At 57.6% G+C, this 25,768-nt stretch carries 21 protein-coding genes and 2 pseudogenes; 7 read left to right on the top strand and 16 right to left on the bottom strand.

Going from position 1 to position 25,768, the window contains the following annotated elements; genetic code table 11:
• Positions 1-199 precede the first annotated feature (199 nt).
• Positions 200-286 (top strand): annotated as a pseudogene (locus tag Q3A80_RS31170) (IS200/IS605 family transposase); the annotation flags it as partial.
• 135 nt (positions 287-421) lie between these two features.
• Here Q3A80_RS31170 and Q3A80_RS31165 read toward each other — a convergent pair.
• The 4 genes from Q3A80_RS31165 to Q3A80_RS31150 all read right to left on the bottom strand — a co-directional run bounded on the left by Q3A80_RS31165 (position 422) and on the right by Q3A80_RS31150 (position 5,030).
• A complete protein-coding gene (locus Q3A80_RS31165) occupies positions 422-1,255 on the bottom strand; it encodes a shikimate dehydrogenase family protein (protein ID WP_446332623.1) in 834 nt (277 codons plus the stop codon).
• A 513-nt stretch (positions 1,256-1,768) separates the two neighbouring features.
• Positions 1,769-3,103 (bottom strand): MFS transporter, encoded by a 1,335-nt coding sequence (locus Q3A80_RS31160; protein WP_446332622.1) that lies wholly within the window; start codon positions 3,101-3,103, stop codon positions 1,769-1,771.
• Between the two features lie 257 nt (positions 3,104-3,360).
• Positions 3,361-4,572 carry a CaiB/BaiF CoA transferase family protein gene (locus tag Q3A80_RS31155; protein ID WP_446332621.1) on the bottom strand — a complete coding sequence of 404 codons (1,212 nt, stop codon included), beginning with the start codon at positions 4,570-4,572 and terminating at the stop codon, positions 3,361-3,363.
• Positions 4,572-5,030 (bottom strand): MaoC family dehydratase, encoded by a 459-nt coding sequence (locus Q3A80_RS31150; RefSeq protein ID WP_446332620.1) that lies wholly within the window; start codon positions 5,028-5,030, stop codon positions 4,572-4,574. The genes Q3A80_RS31155 and Q3A80_RS31150 overlap by 1 nt, the downstream gene beginning before the upstream one ends.
• A 479-nt stretch (positions 5,031-5,509) precedes the next feature.
• Between Q3A80_RS31150 and Q3A80_RS31145 the strand changes: the two genes are divergently transcribed.
• The 3 genes from Q3A80_RS31145 to Q3A80_RS31135 all read left to right on the top strand — a co-directional run bounded on the left by Q3A80_RS31145 (position 5,510) and on the right by Q3A80_RS31135 (position 9,166).
• Positions 5,510-6,415 (top strand): LysR family transcriptional regulator, encoded by a 906-nt coding sequence (locus Q3A80_RS31145; RefSeq protein WP_446332619.1) that lies wholly within the window; start codon positions 5,510-5,512, stop codon positions 6,413-6,415.
• Between the two features lie 434 nt (positions 6,416-6,849).
• Positions 6,850-8,187 carry an MFS transporter gene (locus Q3A80_RS31140; RefSeq protein ID WP_446332618.1) on the top strand — a complete coding sequence of 446 codons (1,338 nt, stop codon included), beginning with the start codon at positions 6,850-6,852 and terminating at the stop codon, positions 8,185-8,187.
• Positions 8,188-8,425: 238 nt separating this feature from the next.
• Positions 8,426-9,166 carry an SDR family NAD(P)-dependent oxidoreductase gene (locus Q3A80_RS31135; RefSeq protein ID WP_446332617.1) on the top strand — a complete coding sequence of 247 codons (741 nt, stop codon included), beginning with the start codon at positions 8,426-8,428 and terminating at the stop codon, positions 9,164-9,166.
• Positions 9,167-10,394: 1,228 nt separating this feature from the next.
• On the opposite strand, the gene Q3A80_RS31130 is transcribed toward Q3A80_RS31135, so the two are convergent.
• Complete coding sequence (locus Q3A80_RS31130) at positions 10,395-12,134, bottom strand: FAD-dependent oxidoreductase (RefSeq protein WP_446332616.1); 1,740 nt, start codon at positions 12,132-12,134, stop codon at positions 10,395-10,397.
• 316 nt (positions 12,135-12,450) lie between these two features.
• On the opposite strand from Q3A80_RS31130, the gene Q3A80_RS31125 reads away from it, so the two are divergent.
• A complete protein-coding gene (locus Q3A80_RS31125) occupies positions 12,451-13,299 on the top strand; it encodes an IclR family transcriptional regulator (protein ID WP_446332615.1) in 849 nt (282 codons plus the stop codon).
• A gap of 196 nt (positions 13,300-13,495) precedes the next feature.
• On the opposite strand, the gene Q3A80_RS31120 is transcribed toward Q3A80_RS31125, so the two are convergent.
• From Q3A80_RS31120 to Q3A80_RS31080, 9 genes are all read right to left on the bottom strand, one after another.
• Entirely contained in the window at positions 13,496-14,344 is an 849-nt protein-coding gene (locus Q3A80_RS31120; protein ID WP_446332614.1) for an IclR family transcriptional regulator, read from the bottom strand.
• Positions 14,345-14,460: 116 nt separating this feature from the next.
• Positions 14,461-15,291, bottom strand: coding sequence for a sugar phosphate isomerase/epimerase family protein (locus tag Q3A80_RS31115; RefSeq protein WP_446332613.1), 831 nt, complete (start codon positions 15,289-15,291; stop codon positions 14,461-14,463).
• A gap of 49 nt (positions 15,292-15,340) precedes the next feature.
• Positions 15,341-15,952, bottom strand: coding sequence for an NIPSNAP family protein (locus Q3A80_RS31110; RefSeq protein ID WP_446332612.1), 612 nt, complete (start codon positions 15,950-15,952; stop codon positions 15,341-15,343).
• A 447-nt stretch (positions 15,953-16,399) separates the two neighbouring features.
• Complete coding sequence (locus tag Q3A80_RS31105; RefSeq protein WP_446332611.1) at positions 16,400-17,254, bottom strand: sugar phosphate isomerase/epimerase family protein; 855 nt, start codon at positions 17,252-17,254, stop codon at positions 16,400-16,402.
• Between the two features lie 9 nt (positions 17,255-17,263).
• On the bottom strand, positions 17,264-18,334 hold the full coding sequence (locus Q3A80_RS31100; protein ID WP_446332610.1) for an ABC transporter substrate-binding protein: 1,071 nt from the start codon (positions 18,332-18,334) through the stop codon (positions 17,264-17,266).
• Between the two features lie 53 nt (positions 18,335-18,387).
• Positions 18,388-19,104: a hypothetical protein gene (locus Q3A80_RS31095; protein WP_446332609.1), complete on the bottom strand. Its 717-nt coding sequence runs from the start codon at positions 19,102-19,104 to the stop codon at positions 18,388-18,390.
• Between the two features lie 26 nt (positions 19,105-19,130).
• Positions 19,131-20,204 (bottom strand): ABC transporter ATP-binding protein, encoded by a 1,074-nt coding sequence (locus Q3A80_RS31090; RefSeq protein WP_446332608.1) that lies wholly within the window; start codon positions 20,202-20,204, stop codon positions 19,131-19,133.
• A 25-nt stretch (positions 20,205-20,229) separates the two neighbouring features.
• Entirely contained in the window at positions 20,230-21,963 is a 1,734-nt protein-coding gene (locus tag Q3A80_RS31085) for an ABC transporter permease (RefSeq protein WP_446332607.1), read from the bottom strand.
• Between the two features lie 57 nt (positions 21,964-22,020).
• On the bottom strand, positions 22,021-23,292 hold the full coding sequence (locus tag Q3A80_RS31080; RefSeq protein WP_446332606.1) for a Gfo/Idh/MocA family protein: 1,272 nt from the start codon (positions 23,290-23,292) through the stop codon (positions 22,021-22,023).
• 155 nt (positions 23,293-23,447) lie between these two features.
• On the opposite strand from Q3A80_RS31080, the gene Q3A80_RS31075 reads away from it, so the two are divergent.
• Together Q3A80_RS31075 and Q3A80_RS31070 are read left to right on the top strand one after the other, a co-directional pair.
• Complete coding sequence (locus tag Q3A80_RS31075; RefSeq protein ID WP_446332605.1) at positions 23,448-24,296, top strand: IclR family transcriptional regulator; 849 nt, start codon at positions 23,448-23,450, stop codon at positions 24,294-24,296.
• Positions 24,293-24,976 carry a hypothetical protein gene (locus Q3A80_RS31070; protein WP_446332604.1) on the top strand — a complete coding sequence of 228 codons (684 nt, stop codon included), beginning with the start codon at positions 24,293-24,295 and terminating at the stop codon, positions 24,974-24,976. Before Q3A80_RS31075 ends, Q3A80_RS31070 begins: the two co-directional genes overlap by 4 nt.
• Positions 24,977-25,137: 161 nt before the next feature.
• Here the strand turns inward: Q3A80_RS31070 and Q3A80_RS31065 are convergent.
• Both Q3A80_RS31065 and Q3A80_RS31060 read right to left on the bottom strand, forming a co-directional pair.
• A pseudogene (locus Q3A80_RS31065) lies at positions 25,138-25,365 on the bottom strand (transposase domain-containing protein); the annotation flags it as partial.
• Between the two features lie 128 nt (positions 25,366-25,493).
• The coding region (locus Q3A80_RS31060; RefSeq protein WP_446332603.1) for a tyrosine-type recombinase/integrase at positions 25,494-25,768 on the bottom strand (275 nt) is incomplete at its 5' end.

Raw genomic sequence — 25,768 nt, 5'->3', positions numbered from 1 at the left:
GCTCGTGCCGTGATACCCTCCAAAAATCACGGCACATCGAAAAAGCGAAAACGCGTGATGGAACGGCGAAGAGCCTCCTCCCACGGCCGCTGCAGCCAAGTAGGCTGCGGGTTACGCCTGCAGCGTAGGCAGATGCAATGCCAGCAGATCGAGACCTTTGACGCCTTCGGCCATGTCCGGCTCAGTCAACTATGGCAAGTCGTCGTCCTACTTCGCTTCAGGCTGCGGTAATGCGCCAATTTCTATACTGCGTCAGTACATCGAGCAACAGCAGTCACCGCACTGAAATCCAAGGACGGCGCCGCCGTCCGCGCTATCCTTCCTCGCCACGAACGGCGGGGCTTGTCGCGCCCCGGTCAAACTGCGTGCTGTCGGGGTAAAAACGCAATCCTCTACTAAGCACAACATAAGCGCTCGATTCTCATCCTTGAGCCGATATCTCGAGGACGTCCTCGGGGCTCCACTTCCCGTTGTCAAAGCCGAAGAACGAGGCCATTTCCGGAATTTGGTAATCCATCATGTACGAGCCGGGCTGTACGGGGCATCCACATGCACGCGCCTGGGCGAGCAAGCGCGTCTCGGGCGGATGCATAATGGCTTCGGCCACCAATGTTCCCTCGCCCAATCCTTCGATATTCATTGGCAATGGATCGTCGGGGTGCATCCCTATAGGACTCGCATTTACGACGATATCAAACCCAACCGCGATCGGCGGGGAAACGCACGACTGCACACCGGTCAGCCGCAATCGCGATGCCAGTTGCTGCGCGCGAGCCTCATTAATATCGCTCACATCCACCTCCGCAGCACCGGCTTCCGCAAGTGCAAACGCGATAGCCGTCCCTGCGCCCCCAGAACCAACGACGAGCGCCCGCTTCCCGCTTACTGCTCGCCCACGCGCGTTAAGGCCGAGAACAAAGCCGGCGCCATCGACAATGTCGCCTGTCACTTTGCCATCCTTGTTCCAACGGAGCATGTTCACGGCTCCCACACTCCGCGCCCTCGCTGTTGGATTATCCACCAGTTCCAAGACCGCAGTTTTGTGTGGCACCGTGATGATTAATCCGACGAGATTGCGCACTGCCTTGACGCCATCAATGAAAGATGAGAGCTCGTCAGCCGCAACCTGCATAGGTACGCACACCGCATTGATGCGGTTGTATCGAAAGAGCCGCGTCCAAACTTCAGGCGCTCGAGCCTGTTTGATCGGGTCGCCAACGATACCGATCAAACGCGTGGAGCCGTTAATATTCACGCCGACGCCCTCCTTGTAGAGTAGAATCTTTTCGCGCGGATTCGAGTTCCGCCATGCCGTTTTCTGAGGATGTAAAGGGGCTCTCGGGATTCCGGGTCACGTTTTATTCTCCTTTTAGAAAATCGAATTCTTTTTCATCGCTTCGGGCCGCGTCGCGCAGCCCCACGACTAACCTGCGAGTGTGAGCGGCAGTGCTCTTCAGCAGCAATCGCCGATGTGAATACGTTGCGCGGCCACCGGACATTTCGAAAGTAAAGCCGGTCGTAAAACTGCACTCGGGCTAGCATCCACGCTACCATTGCGGCGACTTCTTCGATGATCATGAGGCGCCCGATCAGAATTTGGTCGTGGTTGAGGCAATAAACTCCGGCGTCAGGAAGGCAATCCCGGAAGTGGTGCATATGTCAGTGCAAACGGCGGGGTCATCGCCAATACCACGTCCATTGCGAAGCAAATGGCGCGGGTGTCGGATGACCACGCAACATAGGTTGTCTCGAACGATCCTCCAATAGATCAGGTACGCAAATTAACCCACCGATATGACCAAAGGCTCGTCAGCCCACCAACGAGACAGAATCCCGCGAGCAAAAGCGCGATTGGCATGTATGAGCCATGCGCGCGACTGACGAGCGCTGTTGCGATGAGCGGCATGAAACCACCCGCCGCACCGGCGAGTGCGTAACCAAAGCCCGCGCCGCTATAACGAACCTTCGTATCGAACAGACCGGCGAACCATACTGGCTGAATCGCGGTCGACATGTTATGGCAGATATTGATTAACGCAAAAAAACCCAAAATCATGAGCGCGATCGAGCCCGAATGCACCGCGTAGAAGAACGGAATGGCGGCGGACGCTCCAACGACAGACCCAATTGCATAGAACCAGCGGATTCCGAAACGGTCCGCCAATTTGGCGAAGATCGGCAGCGTCACCATGGCGAGCGCCATCGAAATCATCGAGGCAATCATTACGTTACCCGGTGGAACCTGCGTGTAGTTCGTCACATAGGCCAGCGAGAACGTAAAGGCCAGGTAGTAAGTGCTTTGGTCAAGCAGCCGCATGCCGATGACTGCAAGGATCTGCAGCGGACTGGTTCTCAGGACGATACCCAGCGGGGTGCCCGCTTCGGAGTGCTGCTTTTTCAATTCGCGAAACTCTGCGGACTCCGGAACGGATCGACGTATCCAGAGTGCGACGAATGCCAGAAGAACGCTGAGCAGGAACGGAATGCGCCAACCCCAGGCCATGAACTGATCGTGCGTGGTCAGTTTCTGGCAGAGAAAGAAGACTGCGGTGCCGATCAGCAACCCGACAAAAGATCCCGTCTGCACGCCGGCGGACAGAAAGTTGCGCCGCTTCTTGGGAGCACTTTCGACCGCCATCAATGCAGCGCCTCCCCATTCGCCGCCGACCGCAAAGCCCTGAACCGCCCGCAGGGCGACGAGCATGATCGGCGCCCAAACGCCAGCGCTATGATAGGTCGGAAGTACGCCAATCAATGTGCTCGTTATGCCCATGATTAGAACGGTGAGCACCAGCATTGAACGGCGACCGAGCTTGTCTCCGAAGTGTCCAAACACAGCGCCGCCAATGGGTCGGAACAGAAAGCCGATCGCGAACGTACTGAATGCGGCAAGCAGTCCGGTCGCGGGGTCGGAGGACGGGAAAAACAGCGGGGAGAATACAGTCGCCGCGGCGGTACCGTACAGGAAAAAGTCATACCACTCGACCACAGCGCCGACTAAACCTGCGAGCGCCGCCCGGCGCGCGCCAGGATTCGAATCGACGGAATGCTGCGCCCTTTCGTCGACGATTGACGGATCATGGGCTTTGAGATTGGCTGTCATCCTCTGCTCCTATATTGACGGAAATCGCGTCCGGCTACTGGCGTCCGAATCGCTGAGCAACTACACTCATGACGGCCGACTCCCTCCTACGGTTACGACGCAAGAAGCCGGCTAAAACACTGACAAATCATTGGACCAGATCACGGATCCACCGCGACCACCGACGGCCATCCACGTTCTCTCTATGTACAGGACGAATCCGGCATTCCGTGCCGGATTCGTGTTCACCTCAGCGATGTGCATTCGCCATCGCAAATTCACATCGAGAAAAGAACTCCGTCCGTTTGCATTGCTTCAATCTGGGCGTCGTCGAAACCCAGCATACGAGCTACTTCAACGTTATGCTCGCCGAGGTCCGGGCCGACGGAGCTGATCGTCGTATCGCACTCCGAGAAACGAAAAGGAAGGTTCGGGAACCGCAACTTTCCGAACCGTGGATGCTCCTGCTCGAGCACCATCCCCCGCGCGATGATCTGAGGATCTTCCATAACTTCGTCGATGCGTTGGACCTTCGCACACGGGATATCGATCTCATCAAGTCGCTTCAACAGGCTGGCCACTGTATGCTTGGCTACCCACGACTGGGCCACTGAAAGAATCTCCACGCGGTTCGCATTGCGCCCCCCAAGCGTATGAAATCGCTCATCGGCAGCAAAGCCTCGTGGTCCGCCGTCTTCCTCTATCAAGGCAGCGAGGCGTTTCCAAGCATCATCGACTTGTGCCGCGATTACCAGATCACCATCGGTGGCCCGAAATACACCATAGAGTGTTGACGTGGGGATATCGCGGCCGGTCTGCTGCGGTACCACACCCTCGAGCGCATAGCGCTGTACCGCATACTCGTGCATGGATACCAGTGTGTCGTACAAGGCCATGTCGATATGCTGGCCCCGACCGCTTTTTTCACGCGCCAAAAGCGCCGCATTGACGGCCGCAACCGCATGGATGCCGGTGTACATGTCACCGAGCGGAATGCGCAAAACTGGAGGCGCCGATCCAGGTTCACCGACCATCTGCATGATTCCGCTTTTCGCTTCCGCAATGAGACCGAAGCCGGCTCGATGTGAATCCGGGCCAGTGTGCCCATAGGCCGAAATCGAGCAATATACGAGGCGTGGGTTGCGGGCCGCAAGCGTCTTGTAGCCGAGGCCCAGCTTCTCGAGCGCGCCGGGGCGGTAGTTCTCGATGAATACGTCTGCGGAATCTACCAGCCGGTCCATGAACTCTTTACCGCGCGGATCTTTCATGTTTACGCTGACCCCGCGCTTTCCCATGTTCTGCTGCAGGAAGTATCCGCTTTGCGTATCGTCCAGCACCGCGTCGTGTTGGCGTACGGCATCACCGCTACCCGGACGCTCGACTTTAATCACTTCGGCACCCAGGCCAGCGAGACAGCGCCCTACGTATGGCCCTGCGAGAAAGTGCGTGTAATCGACGACGCGAATCCCTTCGAGAGGACGTGCTTGCATTATTTGGCCCCCGGTCTGCGCGGAATCATCAACCGGTGCTCGCCGCGTTGCACGACTTCACCCTTCTGGTTGATGAGTTCGGCCGGGATGACCACGATACCCCAGTCGGGACGGCTCTTGCTCGGCCGCATCGGACCGATACGGAACTTCACGTGCAGCACATCATTGACCTTGATAGGCAAGAGAAAGTCCCACGTCCATCCGAGCGACATTCCTGGCAGAAAGCGATATTCGCTTTGCGTCTTGAGTCCGTCAGCGATCGAAAGGCCGTACAAGCCATGCGCGACAATTGCGCCGAAGTGGCTTGCATTCGCATATTCCTCGTCGACATGCACCGGCGTGTGATCGCCCGTGAGATCGGCAAAGGCGAGGATGCTTTGCTTCGTGACCGTGTACGTCGGGCTCACGCATTCATCCCCCTCTTTGGCATCGTCCCAGTATTTTTCAATGATTTCCATGTTTGTTCTCCGAATGAAATGGTGCACAACGCCTCAGCGGTGCGGGATGCGCGCTGGCGTTGCGGGTTTAACGTTAGATAAGTTCGCTAAGCAGAATGTGTCTCCCATGACCTGATGTCAGGCGTAGACCTGCACACGTCGCGAAAAAAGATTTCGTCATATGACGGTCTGGAGAAATGTATTGATGACAAAGTCGCCTACTGCATTAGTGCGCGAGAACACAGTTGTCGGGAGCATGCCCTTCATCGCCCTGGCCCGCCGGTGTCGGTCGACTCGTCGTGCCCGGCGTTCGGGCGACGCACAAGACGCCGAAACGGCGCGCTGGGTGACGACTCAGATTCATTGCCTCCTCATGCGATCTCGATCTCCGGAAAGTTGTGATCTTCCTCGATGTCCGTACCTGCACGATAAAATCTCGCCCCAGTTCTGGCAATCTGATGACTACAATAGGCGCATTACCACACGTAATAAGCCCAACCATGGTCGAACAACTGCAAGATTTGAGACTGCTCCACCTGTTTGATCTTCTTTATGAAGCACGCAGCGTGACGCGAGTGTCGGAATTGATGGGGCAGAGCCAACCGACGATAAGCGTCTGGCTTGGACGTCTACGCGTGCATCTGCGAGATCCGCTATTCGTGCGTACGCCTGCTGGCATGGTTCCGACTCCGCAAGCTGATGTTTTGATAGGGCCGTGCAGAGAAATACTCGAGTCGCTGCGGCGATTCGCAGCGTGGGAAACAGCGTTCGACCCAGCAATGGCGCAGCGTCGGTTCCGCATCTGCATGACCGACGCCAGTCACATCACCTTGCTTCCGCGTCTCCTCGCACATGTTCGCGTGCGAGCGCCTGGCATCCGGCTCGAAGCGGCAAGAATCGACGGCAATGCTGAGCGCGCGCTGGAGTCGGGTGAGGCTGACCTCGTAGTCGGTTTTGTGCCGTGGTTGAGCGGCGGCATATACCAGCAGCAGCTATTCGAGCAGGATTGGATCTGTTTGGCGAACCGGCAGCATCCTCGCGTTAGAAGCCGTCTGGGACTGAAGCAATATCGTTCTGAAGGACATGTCAGCATTACAGCAGGAACCGGCGCGCAGTTGCTCGAACGAGCAATCTTGCAAGAGCGCATTGAACGAAGGGTCGTACTCGAACTGCCAGGCTTTCTCGGGCTGGGAGCAATCATCCAAACCACGGATCTGATAGCCACGTTGCCCCGCAATATCGGCCAAACTCTGGCAACGACGCACGGTCTCGCCGTACATCCGTGCCCCATCAACGTCGAGCGATTCTCGGTCAAGCAACATTGGCATGCCCGATACCACCACGAGCCAGGAAATCGATGGCTACGCGCAATCGTCAGTCAACTGGCACACGCAATGGTTGAATAGCACCGGCAAGAGCCGCCTCCTTCGCATGCTGGTATTCCCGTATGTTCCACGATTCGACCGTTAGCCGCGGGCCGAACCGCGCTCCGTTTCGTTATTCGGTCAAAGCCTTCAATCGGGACAGCCGGCTTGTCGGACCGACCTCCACGTGCGGCCGGCCGAGCGGCAGGTACACATGCCCGAGGGACCCAACGCCTGGTCAGGCGCGAACTCGCATCTCTCACTCAACGAGTGCGAGTCGTCGAAGCTACTGCTCCCTCATACAAGGCTTCAGAAAATCGTTCCACAAAATATGGAATTCATTTCCACTTTTGTGAAGTTTGTGCCACTATAGAGCCACGGGCGGACGATAGCAGCCAAAACAATGACCGAAGAGGACGCTCCTCCGCCACGCTCCGGCCGCAGCCGGACAAGATTCATTAACATTGGAGCAGAGGATGACACCCGACCTTAAGGCGCAAGCCGCGCCGCCCTCGACCGTCGATAGAAGCCGCCTGTCATCGAATCCGAAAGCGTATGCCCGAAGGGCAGCACTTGCAGGTTCGTTGGGCGCAGTGATCGATTGGTATGACTTTTTCCTGTACGGTACCGCTGCGGCGACCGTATTCTCCCCGCTGTTTTTTCCGTCCTCCGATCCCGCGACCGGTCTGCTTGCCGCATTCAGTACGTTCGCTATCGGCTTTCTGTTCCGACCGATCGGCGGCGCTGTATTCGGACACTTCGGAGACAAGATTGGCCGGCGTTCGATGCTGCTTCTCACTGTGCTGATTATGGGGGTCGCGAGCGCGCTAATCGGCGTCTTGCCCACCTATCAGACTGTCGGCGTTTGGGCGCCGATCATGCTCGTCGCCCTGCGGGCGGTTCAGGGCTTTGCGGTCGGCGGCGAATGGGGAGGCGCTGCATTGATGGCGGTCGAAAGTGCTCCCAAGAAGCGGCGCAACTTTCTGTCCGCCGGCGTGCAGACGGGATCTTTTGTCGGGTTGCTGATCGGCACCGCAGTCTTCTTTCTCTGCCAGAAACTGACCACGCACGATCAGTTCATGGCCTGGGGTTGGCGCATTCCGTTCCTGCTCAGCGTTCTTCTGGCATTCGCAGCGCTCTGGATACGTCGATCCGTTCCGGAGTCCGCGGAGTTCCGTGAAGTGAAAAAGCAGCACTCCGAAGCGGGCGCCCCGCTGGGCATCGTCCTCAGAACCAGTCCGCTGCAGATCCTTGCAGTCATCGGCATGCGGTTGCTTGACCAAAGCACTTACTATCTGGCCTTTACGTTCTCGCTGGCCTATGTGACGAACTACACGCAGGTCCCGCCGGGTAACGTGATGATTGCCTCGATGATTTCGATGGCGCTCGCCATGGTGACGCTGCCGATCTTCGCCAAATTGGCGGACCGTTTCGGAATCCGCTGGTTCTATATCATTGCATCGGTCATCGGTGCCGCTGCAGCAGTTCCGTTCTTTCATGCGTTGCACTCAGGTTCGATTCCATTCATTACGCTGGGCTTTTTTGCTCTGATCAATGTCTGCCACAACATGTCGACGGCGGTGCAACCCGTATGGTTCGCCGGTCTGTTCGATACGAAGGTTCGTTATAGCGGCGCGGGCTTTGGTTACGCACTCGCCGGTGCGGCGGGTGGTTTCATGCCGCTCATCGCAACAGCGCTTGTCAGTCGCGCGCACGGCTCATACATGCCAATCGCACTTTTGCTCGCGGGATTCTGTCTCGTTGGTGGGCTGACAAGCCTTTGGTCGTATCGTTGGGTAAACCTGCGAGACTGATGTTCTGCACCGAACACGATGTAACAAAAGCGGCGCCGAATATCAGCATCTAAAATGCATTGCCGGCTATGGGATTCATGTGATGTCACGGCCGGACAAGCGACCCTCAGAGTGACCCTTGCCATGCACTGAGCCTTCGAAGGGTGATCGATATGTTGACGGGCGGAAACGCCGAGATGTAGCGAATCCAGTCGATGATTTTTTTGTGCCGGTATTAAACTTTCGGAGAACAAATTAGATGAATTCAGTCGAAAATTTTCAGACCGCGCTTGTGACGGGCGGTGCACGAGGCCTTGGCCTGGGTATTGCGCGGCGTCTCGCCGCGGACGGCAAAAGGGTCATCCTCTGGGATATCGACTTCAATGGGTTTGACCCGATCCAGGCAGGATTCACGCCATTACTGATGCAGGAAGTCGACGTGTCGAACCCCCAAGCGGTAGCTGCCGCTTTTGAGGAGGCGCGGCGGGTGGCCGGCCGGATCGAGATTGTCGTCAACAATGCCGGCATCAACGGGCCGATCGCTCCCACTTGGGAATATCCCATGGAGCAGTGGCATCGCGTGCTCGACATTAACCTCAACGGCGTGTTCTATCTCTGCCGCGCCGCCATTCCCCATATGCGGGCACACGGTTACGGTCGAATCGTGAACGTCGCCTCCATCGCGGGCAAGGAGGGCAACCCCGGCAGCGGTGCGTATGCCGCTGCAAAGGGCGGGGTCATCGCCTATACCAAGTCCATTGCGAAGGAGCTGGCCCAATCGGGCGTCATTGCCAACTGCATCGCTCCGACGATGGCGGAAACGGACATCCTCAAGCAAATGACGCCGGAGTTCATTGCCTCCATCAAGGCCAAAATTCCGATGGGACGCCTCGTGACCATCGAAGAAGTCGCTGCAATGGTGGCGTGGATGGCCAGCCCCGAATGCAGTTTCACCACCGGATTTACCTTCGATGTGTCCGGCGGTCGCGCAACGTATTAATTACTCGTCGCCACAAACCAGCAATAGCGGGAGCCCTGCTCTGTCGTGGTAGCGCTCCTGCACGGACCTTAATGCCTCTCACTCACGACGCGCCCAAACCGGTGGTGCACATCGCAGAGACGGTGTAGCCCACGCTTTTGCCAATGTTTGTCATGCGTTGCGTGCGATTGCAACGATCGGCCGAAGTCGGAAAATGCTAGCGTCGACGCGCGACATCAATTCATGACGCGTCGCCTCTTGTCGCGCGACTCTGCACCGCGAGCACCCTGCAACGTCGAGACCGATGAAACGTCTTCTGTGCCAGCAGCCCGCGCTTCCCACACGCCGGATTCCCTCCAGCGTTCCTCGCGGATACATAACGCGCTCCATCCGCTGCGCACTGTTGTCAGCGCGGTACTAACGAAAAAGGCCGCATCCAAGTGAAGCTGCCGTCTCGACGAGACTATTCGGCGATGATGGCAGCTCACTGGCTCGCAATACCACGCGACCGCGTGGACCGGGCACTTCAATACATCGGAAGTCAGTTTCGTCACTTCCTCGACGTACTTCGGCGCGAACGATAGCCATGGTCGAGAACATACGGCGTGCCGCCGTTGCCGTATGTCGACGAGTTAGGGGCCGGCCTTGCGCGCGGGCGAGCACGCGTTGCATCGGCGAGGCAGACATGCGATCAGTGTCGCCTTCTTGCGGGTTGCCTCGGCGAGCTGTTCCAGGTCGACGACCTCGGTCAGCTCAGCGTCGGGAGCTGTCCGGGAGAGGAACACACGAGCGGCACACGATCGTGGACGGCGCGCAGCAGCGCCTGTCGCTGCTGGAGCGCTGAGCGCACAGCGGGTTTCTAGATACCGAACCTTGCGCCTCTGCAGAATGGCCTAATACGCAACGGCCTTCGCAACATGAGACATTCCCTCTACCAGTTTAACTATGATTAGCACGTTCTTGCCTTCGGCGACGAACTTCAGTGCGTGCAACTGGAAGTCCCCTGGAGAGGCATCTTTGGATTGAACGACCATTCGAATTCCGTCACGGTAAGCTTCTCTTCAAGGCCCAACTGCTGGGTAAGCGACATGCTAGCCGGCGCACCGCCCTCTGATGGCTGACCGGTGTGAGGCGATCGAGATCACAACTGCTATTGCAGCCAGCCACGCGAAGTCACCGAACCACAATCTCCCTTGGTGACGACGCGCGGATCATGCGTACAATTCGGGACAGCCGAATCTCTCGACGATCACAATCCCGCATCGACACAATGCCGCTGGTCCTCGAATTCGACAGCCCGGGCCGCATGTCTGCCGGCGATGTATCCGAAAGTCATCGCCGGTCCCAGATTGATGCCACCGGACGGATAGAAACCGCCCATGATACTCGCCATATCGGCACCGACCGCGTAGAGCCCAACGATTGGTTCATCGTCAACGCCGATGACCTGGGCACTGGCGTTAGTTTGCAGGCCGGCGAACGTACCGAAACTGCCGGGAAGCACCTTAACCGCATAGAAGGGCCCACGCTCAATAGGGGCGACGCATGGATTTGTGCCGCCATGGTGCGGATCTCCGCCTTTACGGTTAAAGGGGGTCGAGCCACGGCCGAAAAGTGGATCTTCGCCATGCCGCGCATGTTCGTTGAATACCCGAACGGTCTCGGCAAGCCCTTCCTCGTCAATGCCGCACTCCCGGGCCAGTTCCTTAATCGACGCTGCGCGCTTCAGGTAACCACTTTTGATCAGAGGATGCACTGGTACCGGAAACGGTCGGGCATATCCCAGCCCGTATCGCCGCAAAAATCGATGATCGCACACCAGCCACGATGCCACTTCTTGTCCGTCCGGCGCCGCAGCGATCATCGCGGTCGTGTAGTCGTAGTAGCCATTGGCTTCGTTTACAAATCGTTTTCCGGTCGCAAGCACGCCGATCACGCCCGGCTTCGCTCTGTCGATAATATGCGGGAAATGGCCCACACTGCCGTCCCTGTGTACGACCCGCGATGTCGGCGTCCACGCGGCTGGCGATGCGAGATCGGTGACCAGGCGCCCTCCCGCCGATTCTCCTAGCGTAATCCCGTCGCCAGCACAGCTTTGCGGTGGCAGGGCGAGGTGCTCCGTACTCGACGGAGCACGGGGAAAAAGTGCCTTTCGACGGTGAAGGTCATTCGGGAATCCGCCAGTCGCAAGGACCACGCCTCGGGACGCACGGATCTCGACCTCTCCATCTTTGGTGACGACCGTCGCTCCCACAACCGCCCCATATTGCATCAGCAAATGCTTCGCGGCCGCAGACTCCATAAGCGTCACTCCAAGTTTGTCTGCAGACTTAGCCAATCGCGCGACCAGGGCCACGCCGTTCACAAGTTGCATTGCACGGCCGTAAAAGACAAGGTCGAACAGATGTCGACAGACTCGCTTGGTCACGTAAGCGAAAGATTTGATCGACCGCGTTACGCTGAGAAACGCAAAGAGATCGGCGCCCGCCATGATGGGCATGCCCATGATCGAGGTCTCACGCATTGTCTTTCGTAAACGCCGAATCAGCGCCCCTACCTCGCGGCCATCATAAGGAGCTGCAATAATCTGATGCCCACGGGTAGCCGCGCCCGGCGTATCGGCGTGCATATCCGGAATTTCGTTTCCGTCGACAAAGTGCAGCTCGGTGTGCGTCTCGAAAAATGAAACCATGTGCGGACCGTTCTTGAGAAAGGCCTCAACACGCTGTTCGTCGTAATGCGCGCCGAGCTCGTTCTTCAAGTAAGTGCGCGGCTGCCGTGGGTCCTCCTCAATACCGGCTCGCTTCGCCAATGGATTGCCGGGTATCCACATCCAGCCACCGGACCAAGCAGTCGCCCCGCCAAATACATCGTCTTTCTCGACGACAATCACCTCAAGTCCATGCCACGCAGCGGTAACTGCGGCCGCCAGGCCGGCGGCCCCGGAACCGACTACCAACAGGTCGCACCGCATCTCGCGCTCAGCCATCGTCGCCACCCCTCAATACCCATCATTGAAATGGAAAACAATTCCATACATATTGGAAGTATATTCCACTTTTTGATGTGGTGCGCGTGAATCTCGATACCCGAGCAGGTAACCGGAACAGAACGCACGTAGGGTCGAATGCGGGCAAGCCGAAGAAGGGTCAGCACCTCGCTTGCGCTCGAGCACGCTCGGCTTCGTACGCCGCCTCGGGAAGCCTCGCGAACCCATGCTTATGCCAGACGGGCCGTGACTCACGATCCAGTGGAACACAATTCCAGTACAATCCCGCTGTATTGAATCATTCAAGGGAACATTGATGGCAAGCCGTACAGCGTCGAATGAGCCAGGCTACTCGGGACTGCTCGATCGCGGCCTGGCAATTCTTGAATTACTGTCAGGCTGTGCCGACGGCCTATCGCTTACCGCGATCTCGGACACCTTACGCATTCCCCGCAGTGCAACGCATCGACTCCTCACCTCGCTGTCCGATCACGAATATGTGCGACAGGAGCAAGATCGAGGAGATTATGTTTTGACGACCAAGTTGCAAGCACTGGCGTTCCGGCATTTGGCGTCGCTCGGCTACATGGATGCCGCACAGCAAGTGCTCGATCGACTCGCAACCGAGACAGGTGAATTGGTTCGTCTGGCGGTAGCCGACAATGGTCAATTGACGTGGGTGGCCAAAGCACAAGGGGCGCGAGCCGGGCTTCGATACGATCCGGAAATGGGAATGGTTGCCAAGCTGTCGTGTTCAGCAACAGGCTATGCGTGGTTGTCTCGTATGTCCGATGAGGATGCCGTTGCGATTCTCCAGGCACAGGGCTACGGGACGCAAGCCGATTTCGGCCCACAAGCGCCCCAGACTGCTGCCGAGGTACTCAAGCATATCCATGCTGCCCGTAAGCGCGGTTATGCGGTGGCAGTACAGACCTTTTCCGATTGGATGGCTGCGATTGCAACGCCACTGGTTCACCCGTTGAGCAAACAACCGATTGGCGTGATCAGTCTCGCGGGGCCACTCACCAGGCTCCCGGAAAAACGACTTCATGAACTCGCCCCGCTGCTGGTGGCGGCCGCTGCGGAAATCAGCCAGTTGGTGCCCGGCTCCCCATCATTGACGAGTCCGGGCCTTGCGGCCGCGGCAGCACGCGAAAAACTCTAGCGCGCTACGCTGTGCGTCGCGCGAGAATCGCCACGCGCTCTGTTCTGGGCAAGCCTACGTATCTTGCCGTTGGCAATCTAGTGCGTCGGTAGCTGCGCAGCCTTCAAGCCTCCACTTCGGGCGCCTCGTCACTTGTGCACGCCACGAATCTCGGACGGAGCGGTATCACGCTCATTGCTTTGCCCGCATGCTTCGTTTAACGTTCCCGGCGTATGCCCTTCTTCGCCGGCGCTGCAGGTTGCGGTTCAGCAACCATACTCGCGGCCTGTCTGAAATAGGGCGAGCCCAACGTCGCAGCGCCCATATCAGAGGCTGCACGCAATACCAATGGCGCGAGTTCGCTGAGCCTGTCCTCAGACAGGCGAGTCCTTGGACCGGCCAGACTCACGATTCCCGCGACCATGCCGGTCACGGGATTTCGCACCGGAGCCGCAATAGCAGACATCCCGGCCTCGTATGTCTCTATTGCCATACCGTAACCGCGCCTGCGCGCCGCATTCAGATCCTTGATCAATTGCTGGACGGTCTTCGGAGCGCGCCGCTCGCCATGAGACTTCGGGCCAAGGCCGCCCTGCTTCGAGACGAGTTCAATTGCCCTTTCATCTGATAGCGTTGCAAGCCAGGCCTCGCCACTAGCCGTGCAGTGCAGGGGCGGGGAACTTCCGGTGTCCGGGTCGTAGCGCAATCCAGATTTGGCTCCTTGAGCCTTACCAACGAATGTGATGCGATCGCGCTCTATGACACCCAGCCTCGCAAGCTCGCCAGAAGTGTCTGCGAGGCGGTCAAGAATCGGCTGTGAAATGTCCGAGACACCGCTCGTAGCCAGATAGGTAAGCGCCAATGAAACAAGCTTCAGGGCGAGACTGTATTCTCCATGCTCCTCGTCCTGCCGCACGAAACCTTCGCCAACGAGCGCGGCCAGCAAACGGTGCGTACCGCTACGAGGAATGCCGAGCGTGTCGGCGATTGTCACGAGCGACATCCGACCACCGTTCTTCGCCAACAGATCCAGCACCGCAAGTGCGCGCTCCAGATTCCCCGCCATATCACCATCTCATCGAATCGCAATAGCGAAGAATGAGAACACAGTTCCATAACGGAATTCAAGGGTGTTGACCGCACGCCAGCATCACGAGACGCATGCACTACGCCACAATGTCCCTATGTAGCGTATGCCGCCTCGATCAACTTAAGTGTCGCCTCGCGCAATCGCCGCGCGCGCTCCACGGCGGCGGAGGTCTGTGCCCATCGTTGGCTGGGCACCTCAATGCTTAGCGGCACATGGCCAGGCAACGCGCGCAAGATTCCCGCAAGATCAATACCCCCTTCACCCGGCACCATCCTTTCACAGCGCGCCTGGAATAGCAGTGTCTCGAGGTCAATTGGACGGTCCCCGGGTGCATCGCAAAATTGGGCGTAGCCGAAGTAATGTGGCGGCAGCGCGCCAAGGTCCTGAAGTGATGAACCGGCACGATCGAAATGTATCGGGTCGACGACAAGGCGGACATTCCCTCGCCCCACCGCGCTAACAATCCGTTCCGCCGCCACAATGTCCTTCACGTCGGTCCACGGCATCGGCTCGATCGACGGCGCAAGGCCTAAGGGCGCAGCAATATCACAAAGCTGACCCAACCGGTCAATCGTACGTTGCTCGTTTGGGTCGTTGCCGGCAACGAGCACATATCGGGCACCGAGTTCTGCTGCAGTTTCGAGCACTGGCCCGTACGCAACGATATCGGTGTCGGCCTTCAGGCGGAGAATCTCGACATCGAGCACGGATATTCCGGTATCCCTCAGTGCCGCGAGCGTCTCACGACGTAACGGGGTATCGCCCACGATTTCGTGCTGTACTTCAGCCTCCGTCGCGGGCAAGAGGCGCAATCCTACATGCTGGTAACCCGCCTCCGCGGCACACTGAACCATCTGTGCCGGATCTAATTCCAACACAGTGAGCGCCGCAAGCGACAAGGCACGCGGTTGTAGTAAAGACATAGCATCTCCTAGCACTCTGGTGTAGCGGGCAGCTGCATGTCATGAAGAACTATCGCAACGGCGAGAACGGGGCCGGCACGCAGATCATCGATTCCATTGTGGTGAGGTGCGCTGGACCACCCTTCGGCGGCCAAATCCCGTCCTTCACGGCTTTGGCGCGCACGCGCGAGCGCTCGTCCACGCTGGCATACGGCCAGATGTTCAAGAAGCGAGGCACGGCACCGTCGAGTGAATACATTGCGCCCACAAGAGGCGAACGCAATATGCGTTCGGGCACGGCTTGCTGCCACGCGTCGATCGTCGGCTGCAGACTCCCCGGCTTGATGCCATATACGCGCATTTCATAAACGTTGCCATGCACTGCGGGTTCGATCGGCGGTAAAAACGGGAATAGAACGAAACTCTCCGCCTTTACATCCTCGACGTACTCCCCGATGCCGAAGGGATTTCCGCCCAATAGCAATTGCCTTCGTTCTGCGAGCAGTGCGGCCTCCGAATCGAAGCCACGTAATATCAGTACCTTTCCAAGCACTCCAATATCCGAATACCAACATCCGAGAAGTCTGCCGCTTACCGGGTCGTCACTAGCCTGAATCCCGTCGAAAACGCGTGCGTTGGCGCCAATCTTTACAGAGAGCGTCGTCAAGTCATAAAGCGTCATTACATCATCCTTTCATGATGAGAAAACCATTGCACCGACGATTGGCGGAATGCAATCAGGACAAAAAATTTGTTAGTCACTCGCGTGTGCACGGCAGGGCCGAACGTAATGCAGATATCTACAAAACCGATACCTATGCGCTCGACGCAATTTGACGGCATTCAGTCGCGATACCAGACCTCTCATCGCGCGTCGCGGCTCATCGGACCGCACCCTCCGTGTACGGCACAAATCAACCGACTGTCGTAATCCGCGCAATGTTTGCGTCACCCTATACTAGCTACCGCGAGCGCCTCTTTCTGCCTACGCAAAGACGTGCTGGTCAAGTACGGCTCAACAGCCGGCCAAATATCCGTGAAACATCCTCTGCATTTGAGCCGTCACGGGGACGTACCGAACCCGTCCTCACGAGATCGGTGTTTCCCCTTCCCGCGTCAGGCTGTTTTTTCAAACAGCCGCGGCTTGCCGATGCTGGAAAAAACGACGAGCAGCGTCGGCGGCACGTTCCACCTTTTGATGGCAATTAAGTGCTGCATCGGCCTTCACCGGTGTCTCGATCACCAACTGCATGTGCTCAGGTACGCGGTCGAGCATCGCATCCAGTGGAATAACACCGCTCCCGACATGCAGTCGCGCCGTGCGCGCTTCGGTCGCAAGTCCGTCGACGGGCGGAGCATCCTGACCCGCGTCGCACAACTGTACATAAGCAAAGCGATCATCGGGAACTGTGTCGAGTTCTTCGGGACGCGCGCCGCTTCGGTGGAAGTGAAGAACATCAAGAATCACCCCCGCGTTCTGGCGGCCAGCAGCGGCCAGTAGCGCCAGAGTGTCGCCAAGCGTACTCACGTCCCGATACAGCATGAATTCGACGCCCACATGGAGTCCAAACCCTGCGGCGGCATCGCACAGCCGTCCAAAAAAATCGATGCGCTCCTGCTCCGAAAAGCGGGGACCAGCATTAAATATCTCCGCGCCGATGGCAGAGATGTGCGTCGCCCCCAGTTCGGCACCAGTAGCCAGTACCGATTCGTAGGAAGCTAGATCCGCTGACGGAGTAAGCGTGAATGCCTCGACATCAAACACGCTCACACCGTTCGCACGACTAGCCGCCTTTACTTCGCGCATGACCTCGGGCCGGCCGACAATTTCATATTGAAGTGCCTTCGTAGTTGCCGTGCGCAGCACAAGCCCGACTTTACCAAAGCCTGCTGCAGCAGCAGCTTCGATCAACTCAACTGGATTCCCGCCCCCAACGGTCAAGTTCGCAATTGAAAGTTGGTTCATTTCGATGTGCTTGATCATTTGTTACCCTTATCGCGTATTAAATCCTGTGCTCGCCGACCACCACTTCAAAATCGCATCGCGATCCTTTAGCGCCTGAGGCAGGTCGAGCTTGAGTAGTTTTGCACCGGCTAGCGCAGGCAACCCAGCCGGCCCAGCGATGTCCTTTCGCACCGGATAGGCCCCCGCTGCGGCAAGCCGCGTCTGGGTCTCCGCGCTGAGTGAATACTCGAGAAACAGTCGTGCCGCATTCGGATGCGGCGCCGTCTTGCTAATTGCCACCGCATTGAACTGCGCCACAGTGCCAGATGCGGGAGCCTTGAGCACCACCGGTACACCTTGTTTCATGAGACCAGTCGCCGCCGTTGTATTCGTAAAGAAATCCAGCGGACGCTCGCCTGTCTGCAGCTTTGTCGTCATCACCCCCATTGAAGCAACGAGTTCGGTATTGATTTTCCGAAGACCCTTCAAAATTGCACCGCCATTTTCCGGCCCGAAATGCTGATACAGACTCGCGATCACCGCGAATGTCGCAGACGATGAGGCCGGATTCGTGGTCGCCACAAGACTCTCCCATTCCCGACGTGGATTGGCATAGTCCTGCCAGTCGTTCGGAATAGGAACTGAACCAATAGCCTGTTTGTTGTAGGCGAACAGACACAATGAGCCATTTCCGCGAATATACGTCTTTGCCTTATCCGGCGTTGCGAGAGAAAGCAGAGCGTTCCTGTCATCGAACGAAACGTCCGCAAGCGTGCCAGCTGCGCTTGCGGTAATGATCGTGTCTTCCGCCTGATAGAACGCATCCATCACTGGGCGCCCTGCCTGCTGTTCGCCGATGAATCGGTTGTATATTTGCCACGCATCACCGGTCGCCGTTGTGACGTCAATTCCAGGATACTTGGCCGTAAATCCCTTGACGATAATCTGAACGGTGAACAAATCTCCATAGACGACAAGCTTCCCTTCCTTCTGCGCTTGCCCTATCAGGGCATTATTTGTATCGGCCCGAGCAACCCCAGACTGGCCGCCAAACGCAAACGCAGCGCTTGCGGCGGAAAGACTTTGGATAAAGCGACGTCGGTTCATCGATGTATTCATCATCATGTCTCCTGGTAGCGGCACCATTTATGACTTTCGATAAATCAACAATTCTAATTTCGGCCGAACTTTTCCGATATCAGCTGATCGTCATTTCGAAAGTGCTTTGTATGTTCAATTTCTTCGTAGTCGAGACGGTAAGCATGTGCGTAATGCGCCCACGACCGGACACGTGATGCAACACGGCCGGATACGAGCTTGTCGCGGACCTCGGCAAGACATTCCGCCAGCGCGTATCGATCGAATCCCTCGATAATGAGCACCCCAAGCGCTTCGCTTCCTTCGCGCCCCGCCGGCAATGCCTCGCCAACTCTGATCGGAACATTCCAGTCCGGCGCTGCGATATGTGCGCTGACTACCGGGGCAAGCCTGGTCAACTCATCCGCAAATGCGTCTAATCGCGCTCTGTCGCACAACACCTCGCCGGCGAAGTCGAGAAGCACGGTACCGACCGCGCCGCCGGTACCTGCACCGGCACTGGCAAGTACCTGGCAATGGTGCGCAATCCGATCACGGTAGTGAGGACGCATCTTCATGAACCACGCGCTATCCTTCACCCTGCATTTGGCGTGCGCCGCGTCAGTCAGGACGTGCAGACCGGTGAGCCCATAGAAGGTAAAGAAATGTGGCATGTCGCCATGCCCATCGACACATCGGCGCGCCCACCGCACACCATCATCACCAAGATAGGCAAGGTGTGCTGGAACATGATCTCTGGTATGCATAACCGAGAACTCATGACCAAAAGCCGGCGGAATGTCACCCCACATCGTGAATAATCCAGAGCCAACGGGAATCACTGAATCTCTCCTGTAAGTAAATGCAGATGCTGCGGGGCCACGCGCAGACTCACCTCATCGCCATCTGCATATCGTTCGAAACCGGGCGTCACCACCGTCTGCACGCCAAGCGGCGTATCCACGCGCAACTCGCGACGATCCCCGATGAACGAAGTCTCCCGTATCGTTCCGGGCACACCTCTCTCCGATCGCGCACCCACGTGCCAGGCCTCCGGCCGAATCATGCATAGGGCGTTTTCTCCGACAAACCCACGTTGCACAAACTCCTCCACCACAATCTGGCCTGCTCCGCCCACGATTTCTGTCGCACCGTTGTTCGCTCGCAACGAAACGGAAAATAGATTGGCCTTACCCAGAAACTCGGCGACATAACGCACCGCCGGCCGGAAGTACAGCTCTTCCGGTGCACCACGTTGCACAATACGACCGCGGTCAAAAAGGAAAATCTCGTCGGCAAGCGACATCGCTTCTTCCTGATCGTGAGTAACGAAGATGATCGTTGCACCAATTCTGCGCTGCAGACTTCGGATTTCGTGTCGCATTTCCACGCGCAGTTTTGCATCGAGATTACTCAGCGGCTCGTCCATAAGTATCAGGCGAGGATCAGCAACGAGACATCGTGCAATCGATACGCGTTGCTGCTGCCCGCCAGACAGTTGCATTGCACTGCGATCGATATGTTGACCGAGACCGACAGCCGCCAGCGTATCGCGCACACGAAGATTGGTATCGGACGGTCGAATGCCCCGAGCGCGAAGTGGCAATGCGACGTTCTCCATCACACTCAGGTGTGGCCAGATTGCGTACGACTGAAATACCATCCCGAGGTCTCGCTTTTCCGGTGGCAAGTCAATGCCGCGTGCCGATGAATATACGGTGCGACCATCGATCAGAATTTCACCACTGGCCGGTTGCTCGAGCCCAGCAATACACCGCAATGTCGTAGTCTTTCCACATCCGCTGGCACCGAGCATAACCGTAATCGCGTTGGGCCGAAACTGCACGGTCAAGTCATCGATGGCGACTACATCGCCAAAGCGCTTGCTCAGGGAATTGATTGAAACGGTCATGATCTAATCTCAGGTAAACTGTGCATCAGATGACCGCGGTTTCGCGGCGACGAGTAACTGCGGCGACAACTCCCATTACACCCACACCCACGAGCAATTGCAGGATTGAGAGCGAAGCCACTTGGGAAAACTGACCGATTGACCACGTATCGAAACTGAGAATCGAGAGCGTACGAGTTTCTGCTGTATAGAGTGGCAGCACGATCGAAAGCTCGGATACGAAAATGCTATAGATCATCACCCAACTTGAAACTACGCTTGGCATGACGAGCGGTAACGTGATGCTTGACAGCGCGCGCAGCCATCCATAGCCAGAAATCCGGGCGCTCTCCTCCAACTCCGGGTGAATTTGCACGAGACTGCTCGAAATCGATCGGACCGAATAGCTCACATATCGTCCAATCAACGCAACGATGATGATCCAAATCGTTCCATACACGCCGATCCATTTTGGCATCCATACCCAGAAGAAAAACACACCTAACGCAAATGCCAGACTCGGAACCGACATGGGCAGCAACACCACCACCTCCAACCAATGCCGCCCCCGAATCTTGGAGCGTGTCGTAAACCACGAAATAGCGATGCCCAGAATGGTTGTCGCCGTCGCCGCAATGACGGTGATGAACAAGCTGTTCATGAATGTCGTGCGTACATCAACAGTGGTCCACAGGAAGCGCAAGTTATCCCACGTGAAATGTCCGGACCACGCGTAAGTGGAGAGTGCGGCTGCGGCGATGATCGCAATGGGCGCAAAAACTGTCAGCGCAAGATACAACCATACGGCACCAGCAATTACATAGCGACTCTTTCCGAGCTTCGCCAAGCGCGGGCGAAAGCCCTTCCCGCTAACAGTGACGAACGAGCGCCCCCGCAGCATGCGTCGCTGGACGAAGTTCGCTGCCACGGAAAGCACCATCAGATACAAAGCAAGTACCGCGACGACCCCTGCATCGGGAGGATATTGCTGCAACTCCAGATAGATTCGAGTCGTGACGAGGTAGATCTCTCGCGTCATGCCCAACAGGACGGGTGTGCCAAAAAGCCCAAGGCTGATGACAAAAGCCAATACGGCACCCGAAAGGATCGACGGTCCGACGACCGGCAGCGTGATAACGCGTACCGTTCGAAACCGGCTAAGTCCCGACACCTGGCCGGCCTCCTCCAAACTTGGATCCATATTTCTCAGTGCGCCGGCGACGACCATCATCACGTAGGGTGCAATATAGATACCCATTACCCATACAATTCCAATATACGAATAAATATTGAATGGCTGTCCAATATTTAACTGCGCCGTCATCTCATTGAAGATACCGATCCGCGGAGCGCCAAACAAAATCCACGCGAATGCACCGATGAATGGTGGGATAAAGATCGGCATGGCGGCAGCACGTTCCAGGAAACCGCGCCACGGCATATTGGTGCGCACCAAACACCACGCGAGCGCCACCCCGATCAAGGTCGCAAGCAACATGGATCCAACCGCTATGACAAGCGTGTTCCCCATGGCGACCCAATACCCGGCATCGCCCAGCACTTTGCCGAACGCGCGCAAGGACGCCGACACCCGCCCATTGTCTACTCGCAGCAAGCCGCGCAGAATAAGCGCCCCCAGAGGCATCACAATCAGCGTCCCGAGGGCAACGATAAGCGCCGCGAAAGCTGCATATCGCGCCACATGACGAGTGGAACGACGCGCTGGCTGCCTTGTTGGTGAGCGACAAGCGGCGAGCTGCGGTATTTGATCCTGACTCAAGCTTCACTCCTGCATTCCAAGTTTCAGACAGCGGCCGCTCGGCCACATCGTTCACCGCTAAGCACGCCGCGCGCGACGCACCGCGTCAATTTCGGCCTGATAAGGCGCCGCTGTTCCGCTGATGACTTCTTCCAGACTGACGCATCGACCCAGCCTGCCCGACTCGATCGGTGCGTACGCCAATGCTACGTCGGCGAGTGCCTCGTACCCTGTGACCTCCGGCTCGACACCCCGGATCACACAATCGGCAAGCTCGTGCAACTGCAGCGCAAGGATGCGTTGATCGACTTCGTCAAACGCCAACGAATAGGTCCAAGGACGCGCGTCGTCGAAAAGTGCGGCCGCAACCGGGCCGAGTCGATAGCTCGGCGCGTAATCGAGAACACGGGAGTCCCCAATGACGGAGCCGTCGTCCAGAAAAAGCTTGACCGGTCGTCCGTTACGGTCACCGGGCGCGACGATTGAACCTTTCGACCCGTAAATAACCCGGCAGTCGCGATGTTCGCCGTGACCGGCCCGATCGTTTACCCATTGACAGATCGCGCCCGACGCAAACCGGAGTTGCGAATAGGTCGCGTCATCGCCGCTTGCTTCGAATGACGCCGGGGCGTTGTCTGATGCACGCCACCACTTGTCAATCGCTGTTGCAGTGTCACTGGCACGGACAGATACGCGACGCGTTCGCTCATGCAAGCGGCTCTCACCGTAGACCGTAGCAACCTCTCCCATGTAGTAACGGATGATGTCGGCGTTATGTACGCCTGAGTCGAGGACAACCATGCCGGACTCTTTCCGATGCCGCCAGGGCGTTTGCACCACCTCGTCTCGCCCACCAACGGTGGTTTCTAACATCAAGCGTGGTTCTCCGATCGCTCCGTCGTCCAGCAATGCTTTTACGAGCCTATTGATAGGGTCGCGCCGGAAATTTTCAGCAACCGACAGAATCAGGCCGGCTTCCTCTGCTGCTCGCGCAACCGTGCGACATTCGCCCACAGTGATTCCTAGCGGCTTCTCGCACAGCACATGCAGTCTCGCCGCAAAGCACCGCAACGCGACGCTCATGTGCGACCCAGCATCCGTCGCTATGTCAGCGGCCACAAGGCCGGGACATTCCTGCACCATCGTTTCGATGTCCGTGAATGCCTGGGGCCTCGTACCCAGCAGCGCTTGCGCTTCATCTGCAAAGCTCCTTGCCGAGTCCGCGTCCAGATCGCAGACTGCCGCCAGTTCTATGTTGGCCAGCCCCTTACGCCGTAGCTGCGCCAACCCATAAAGGTGCCGCCTCCCCATGCCGCTGCAACCGATAGCGGCATACCTGACAAGACTCATGCGCCCTCTCCGATCGTGGTCTTCGGCGCCAACATGCACCGACATGGAAAGCCTATCCATTTTGGAAACCATTTTCAATACGTGTTTCCGCTCAGAGGTGCCGACCGCCCGGTTGAGTAGAATGCAGGCTTGAGAACGCATCCATGAGAGGGATGATGAGCAACAACGTGAAGCGAGCCTTCGCGATTCTGGAGCTTCTGGCCAAGAGTCCGGACGGCCTGCGATTGCAGGACATTTCCGAAGCATTGGACCTTCCGGTCAGCGCGGCCCATCGCCACTTGGCCGAGTTGATCGAAATGCAATATGTGCGTCAGGGTGACCGGGCGGGCGACGCGTATGTGGCAACGACTAAGCTTGTGTCCCTAGGATTCACCATTCTGTCCGAGCGTGGCATCGTCGACTTTGCTCAGCCAATTCTGGAGCGGCTCGCCCATGAAAGCGGCGAGCTCGTACGGCTTGCTGTCACTGACAAGGACCACCTTACCTTTGTTGCCCGCGCCCAAGGGGCACGTGGCGGGCTGCTTTACGATGGCGACATGGGGCAAGAGCCATTGCTCTTCGCTTCGGCGACCGGGATCGCATGGCTCTCCACCAAAAGTGATGAAGAAGCGGTCAGCCTGATCGTGGCGCAAGGCAAGGGACCACCCAGTGCGATCTCAACAAACACGCCAAAGACGATGAAAGAGGTAATGGCAAGACTTTCAAAAGCGCGCCGCGAAGGCTATGGCCTGGCCCTCGATAGTGCAAACGTAGGAATTAACGCTATTGCGGTTCCCGTGTACGATCACGAAGGGTTTGTCCTCGGCACGATCAGTATTGCGGGCCCAGCCGTGCGCTTCACTGAGGCCCGTATCGAGGCAATCGTCGGACGACTGAAGGCGGCAGCTCAGGAGCTAGGCTCCGTTCGCTTGGGCTCGCCTGCACTGACTTCACGCCAGGGTTGGGCATACAGCGAGGAACCGCAGCCGACGGATCCTCTGCCAAAGCTTGGGAGACGGGGATGACGCACTGCGTAGGCGCCATGGTGGTCATTCGACATGACGTCGATTTAGACCGGGTCGACGAATATCTTCGCTGGCATTCCTTAGAACATCTTCCCGAACGTCTGGCACTGTCGGGATTTCGCCACGCAGAGCGTTGGGAGAAAATCAAAGGCAACGGGCCACGCTTTTCTTGTGTAATTGACGTCGACTCGACCGACGACCTTCAAACGCCGGAATACCTCGCGAGACTCAATGCGCCGACCAAATGGACACGCGAGCTCATGCCTTCTTATCGCAACGTCCAGCGTGGCCTGTACGAAAAGCTCGCCGACATTGGAGAAGGAGTAGCGCCTTATCAATGGTGCCTGAGATTCAATACGGTAGATCGCCACCACGCTTCGAGCACCATTGATTGGGTAACTCTGACAAATCAAATCATCGACACCGGCTATGTCACGCGCGTGCGCGTCGGACACGTACACCGCGCCCTCAGCAGCCAACGCACAGAAGAGACTCGCATTCGCAGAACCGAAAGCACCGGCGATTTCGCTTACCTCCTTCAAGCCGGTGTACTGACGAAAGACGCATCCGAAAGCGTGTCTGCCGTTGTCCATCAAGCAATAGAGGCATTCTTGGGCGGCAGCGAAGAATCACTACTGCAGTTTTCCTACTGTCGCGGCAACTCACACCCTCGTGCCTGACCAAAGCATGTTGGCCGCGCTTGGCGGTAGCGAGCGCGCCCGCAATTGAGCTCCATAGCATGGAGTTCGGATCGTAAGCATCTCGCGACGGCCGGTCGCAACGGGACGTTCGCGTGAGGCATGATCTGGAATCAGGCTACCTGGTTCTCACTGGCCGGCAATCAGGCAGCAGACGCGGGTAAGTCAGGGTGCGGGGGCAGCTTGCTGGCCATGTTCCAGGGCAGCAGTTCATCGACGCGGTTGATGGGATGGTCCGCGATATGAGTCAGGACGTATTCGAGGTAGGCGCGCGGGTTGATGCCGTTCAGCTTGCATGTTCCGATCAGGCCGTACATAGCGGCAGCCCGCTCGCCAGTGTCGGAGCCCGCGAACAAAAAATTCTTTCGACTACGCAGAATTCTGCGTAGTCGAAATAATGCGCAGCCGCAAATTACGCGGAGCCGTTCGTTGCTGATTGACGCTGTGCTAGTCGCCGGGCCGGTCTACGAGGATTTCCGGGCCGGCGCACTACGCATAATCACAGGGACTCGAGGAACTGAAGAAGACGGTCCGGCGGCCGATATCGGCGGTTCTTCACCTGCAGCGGTTGAATGTTGTGCCGCGCCCGCTCTTTCATGGTGAGATCGGCTTCCATGTAGCCGTGTGTAGTTGACGGACTTTCGTGTCCCGGCCACAACGCGATGACGGACAGGTCAACGCCCGACTGAAGTAGATGCATCGCTGTCGCGTGTCGCACCAGGTGGGGAGATACGGATCGCTTGGCGAGTTGTGGGCATTGGCCCTTCGCCCGCG

The organism is Burkholderia sp. SR8, from assembly GCF_052851275.1.
The sequence above is the reverse complement of the archived record's forward strand: the minus strand, read 5'-3'. Positions and strand labels throughout refer to the sequence as shown.

Coding starts and splice junctions, on each gene's coding strand:
- Q3A80_RS31155 (WP_446332621.1), bottom strand. CDS start 4,572: ATGCAAGCACGTCCTCTCGAAGGGATTCGCGTCGTCGATTACACGCAC.
- Q3A80_RS31125 (WP_446332615.1), top strand. CDS start 12,451: ATGGCAAGCCGTACAGCGTCGAATGAGCCAGGCTACTCGGGACTGCTC.
- Q3A80_RS31095 (WP_446332609.1), bottom strand. CDS start 19,104: ATGTGGGGTGACATTCCGCCGGCTTTTGGTCATGAGTTCTCGGTTATG.
- Q3A80_RS31150 (WP_446332620.1), bottom strand. CDS start 5,030: ATGGAAATCATTGAAAAATACTGGGACGATGCCAAAGAGGGGGATGAA.
- Q3A80_RS31120 (WP_446332614.1), bottom strand. CDS start 14,344: ATGGCGGGGAATCTGGAGCGCGCACTTGCGGTGCTGGATCTGTTGGCG.
- Q3A80_RS31090 (WP_446332608.1), bottom strand. CDS start 20,204: ATGACCGTTTCAATCAATTCCCTGAGCAAGCGCTTTGGCGATGTAGTC.
- Q3A80_RS31160 (WP_446332622.1), bottom strand. CDS start 3,103: ATGACAGCCAATCTCAAAGCCCATGATCCGTCAATCGTCGACGAAAGG.
- Q3A80_RS31115 (WP_446332613.1), bottom strand. CDS start 15,291: ATGTCTTTACTACAACCGCGTGCCTTGTCGCTTGCGGCGCTCACTGTG.
- Q3A80_RS31070 (WP_446332604.1), top strand. CDS start 24,293: ATGACGCACTGCGTAGGCGCCATGGTGGTCATTCGACATGACGTCGAT.
- Q3A80_RS31110 (WP_446332612.1), bottom strand. CDS start 15,952: ATGACGCTTTATGACTTGACGACGCTCTCTGTAAAGATTGGCGCCAAC.
- Q3A80_RS31135 (WP_446332617.1), top strand. CDS start 8,426: ATGAATTCAGTCGAAAATTTTCAGACCGCGCTTGTGACGGGCGGTGCA.
- Q3A80_RS31140 (WP_446332618.1), top strand. CDS start 6,850: ATGACACCCGACCTTAAGGCGCAAGCCGCGCCGCCCTCGACCGTCGAT.
- Q3A80_RS31130 (WP_446332616.1), bottom strand. CDS start 12,134: ATGGCTGAGCGCGAGATGCGGTGCGACCTGTTGGTAGTCGGTTCCGGG.
- Q3A80_RS31105 (WP_446332611.1), bottom strand. CDS start 17,254: ATGATCAAGCACATCGAAATGAACCAACTTTCAATTGCGAACTTGACC.
- Q3A80_RS31100 (WP_446332610.1), bottom strand. CDS start 18,334: ATGAATACATCGATGAACCGACGTCGCTTTATCCAAAGTCTTTCCGCC.
- Q3A80_RS31075 (WP_446332605.1), top strand. CDS start 23,448: ATGAGCAACAACGTGAAGCGAGCCTTCGCGATTCTGGAGCTTCTGGCC.
- Q3A80_RS31080 (WP_446332606.1), bottom strand. CDS start 23,292: ATGAGTCTTGTCAGGTATGCCGCTATCGGTTGCAGCGGCATGGGGAGG.
- Q3A80_RS31145 (WP_446332619.1), top strand. CDS start 5,510: ATGGTCGAACAACTGCAAGATTTGAGACTGCTCCACCTGTTTGATCTT.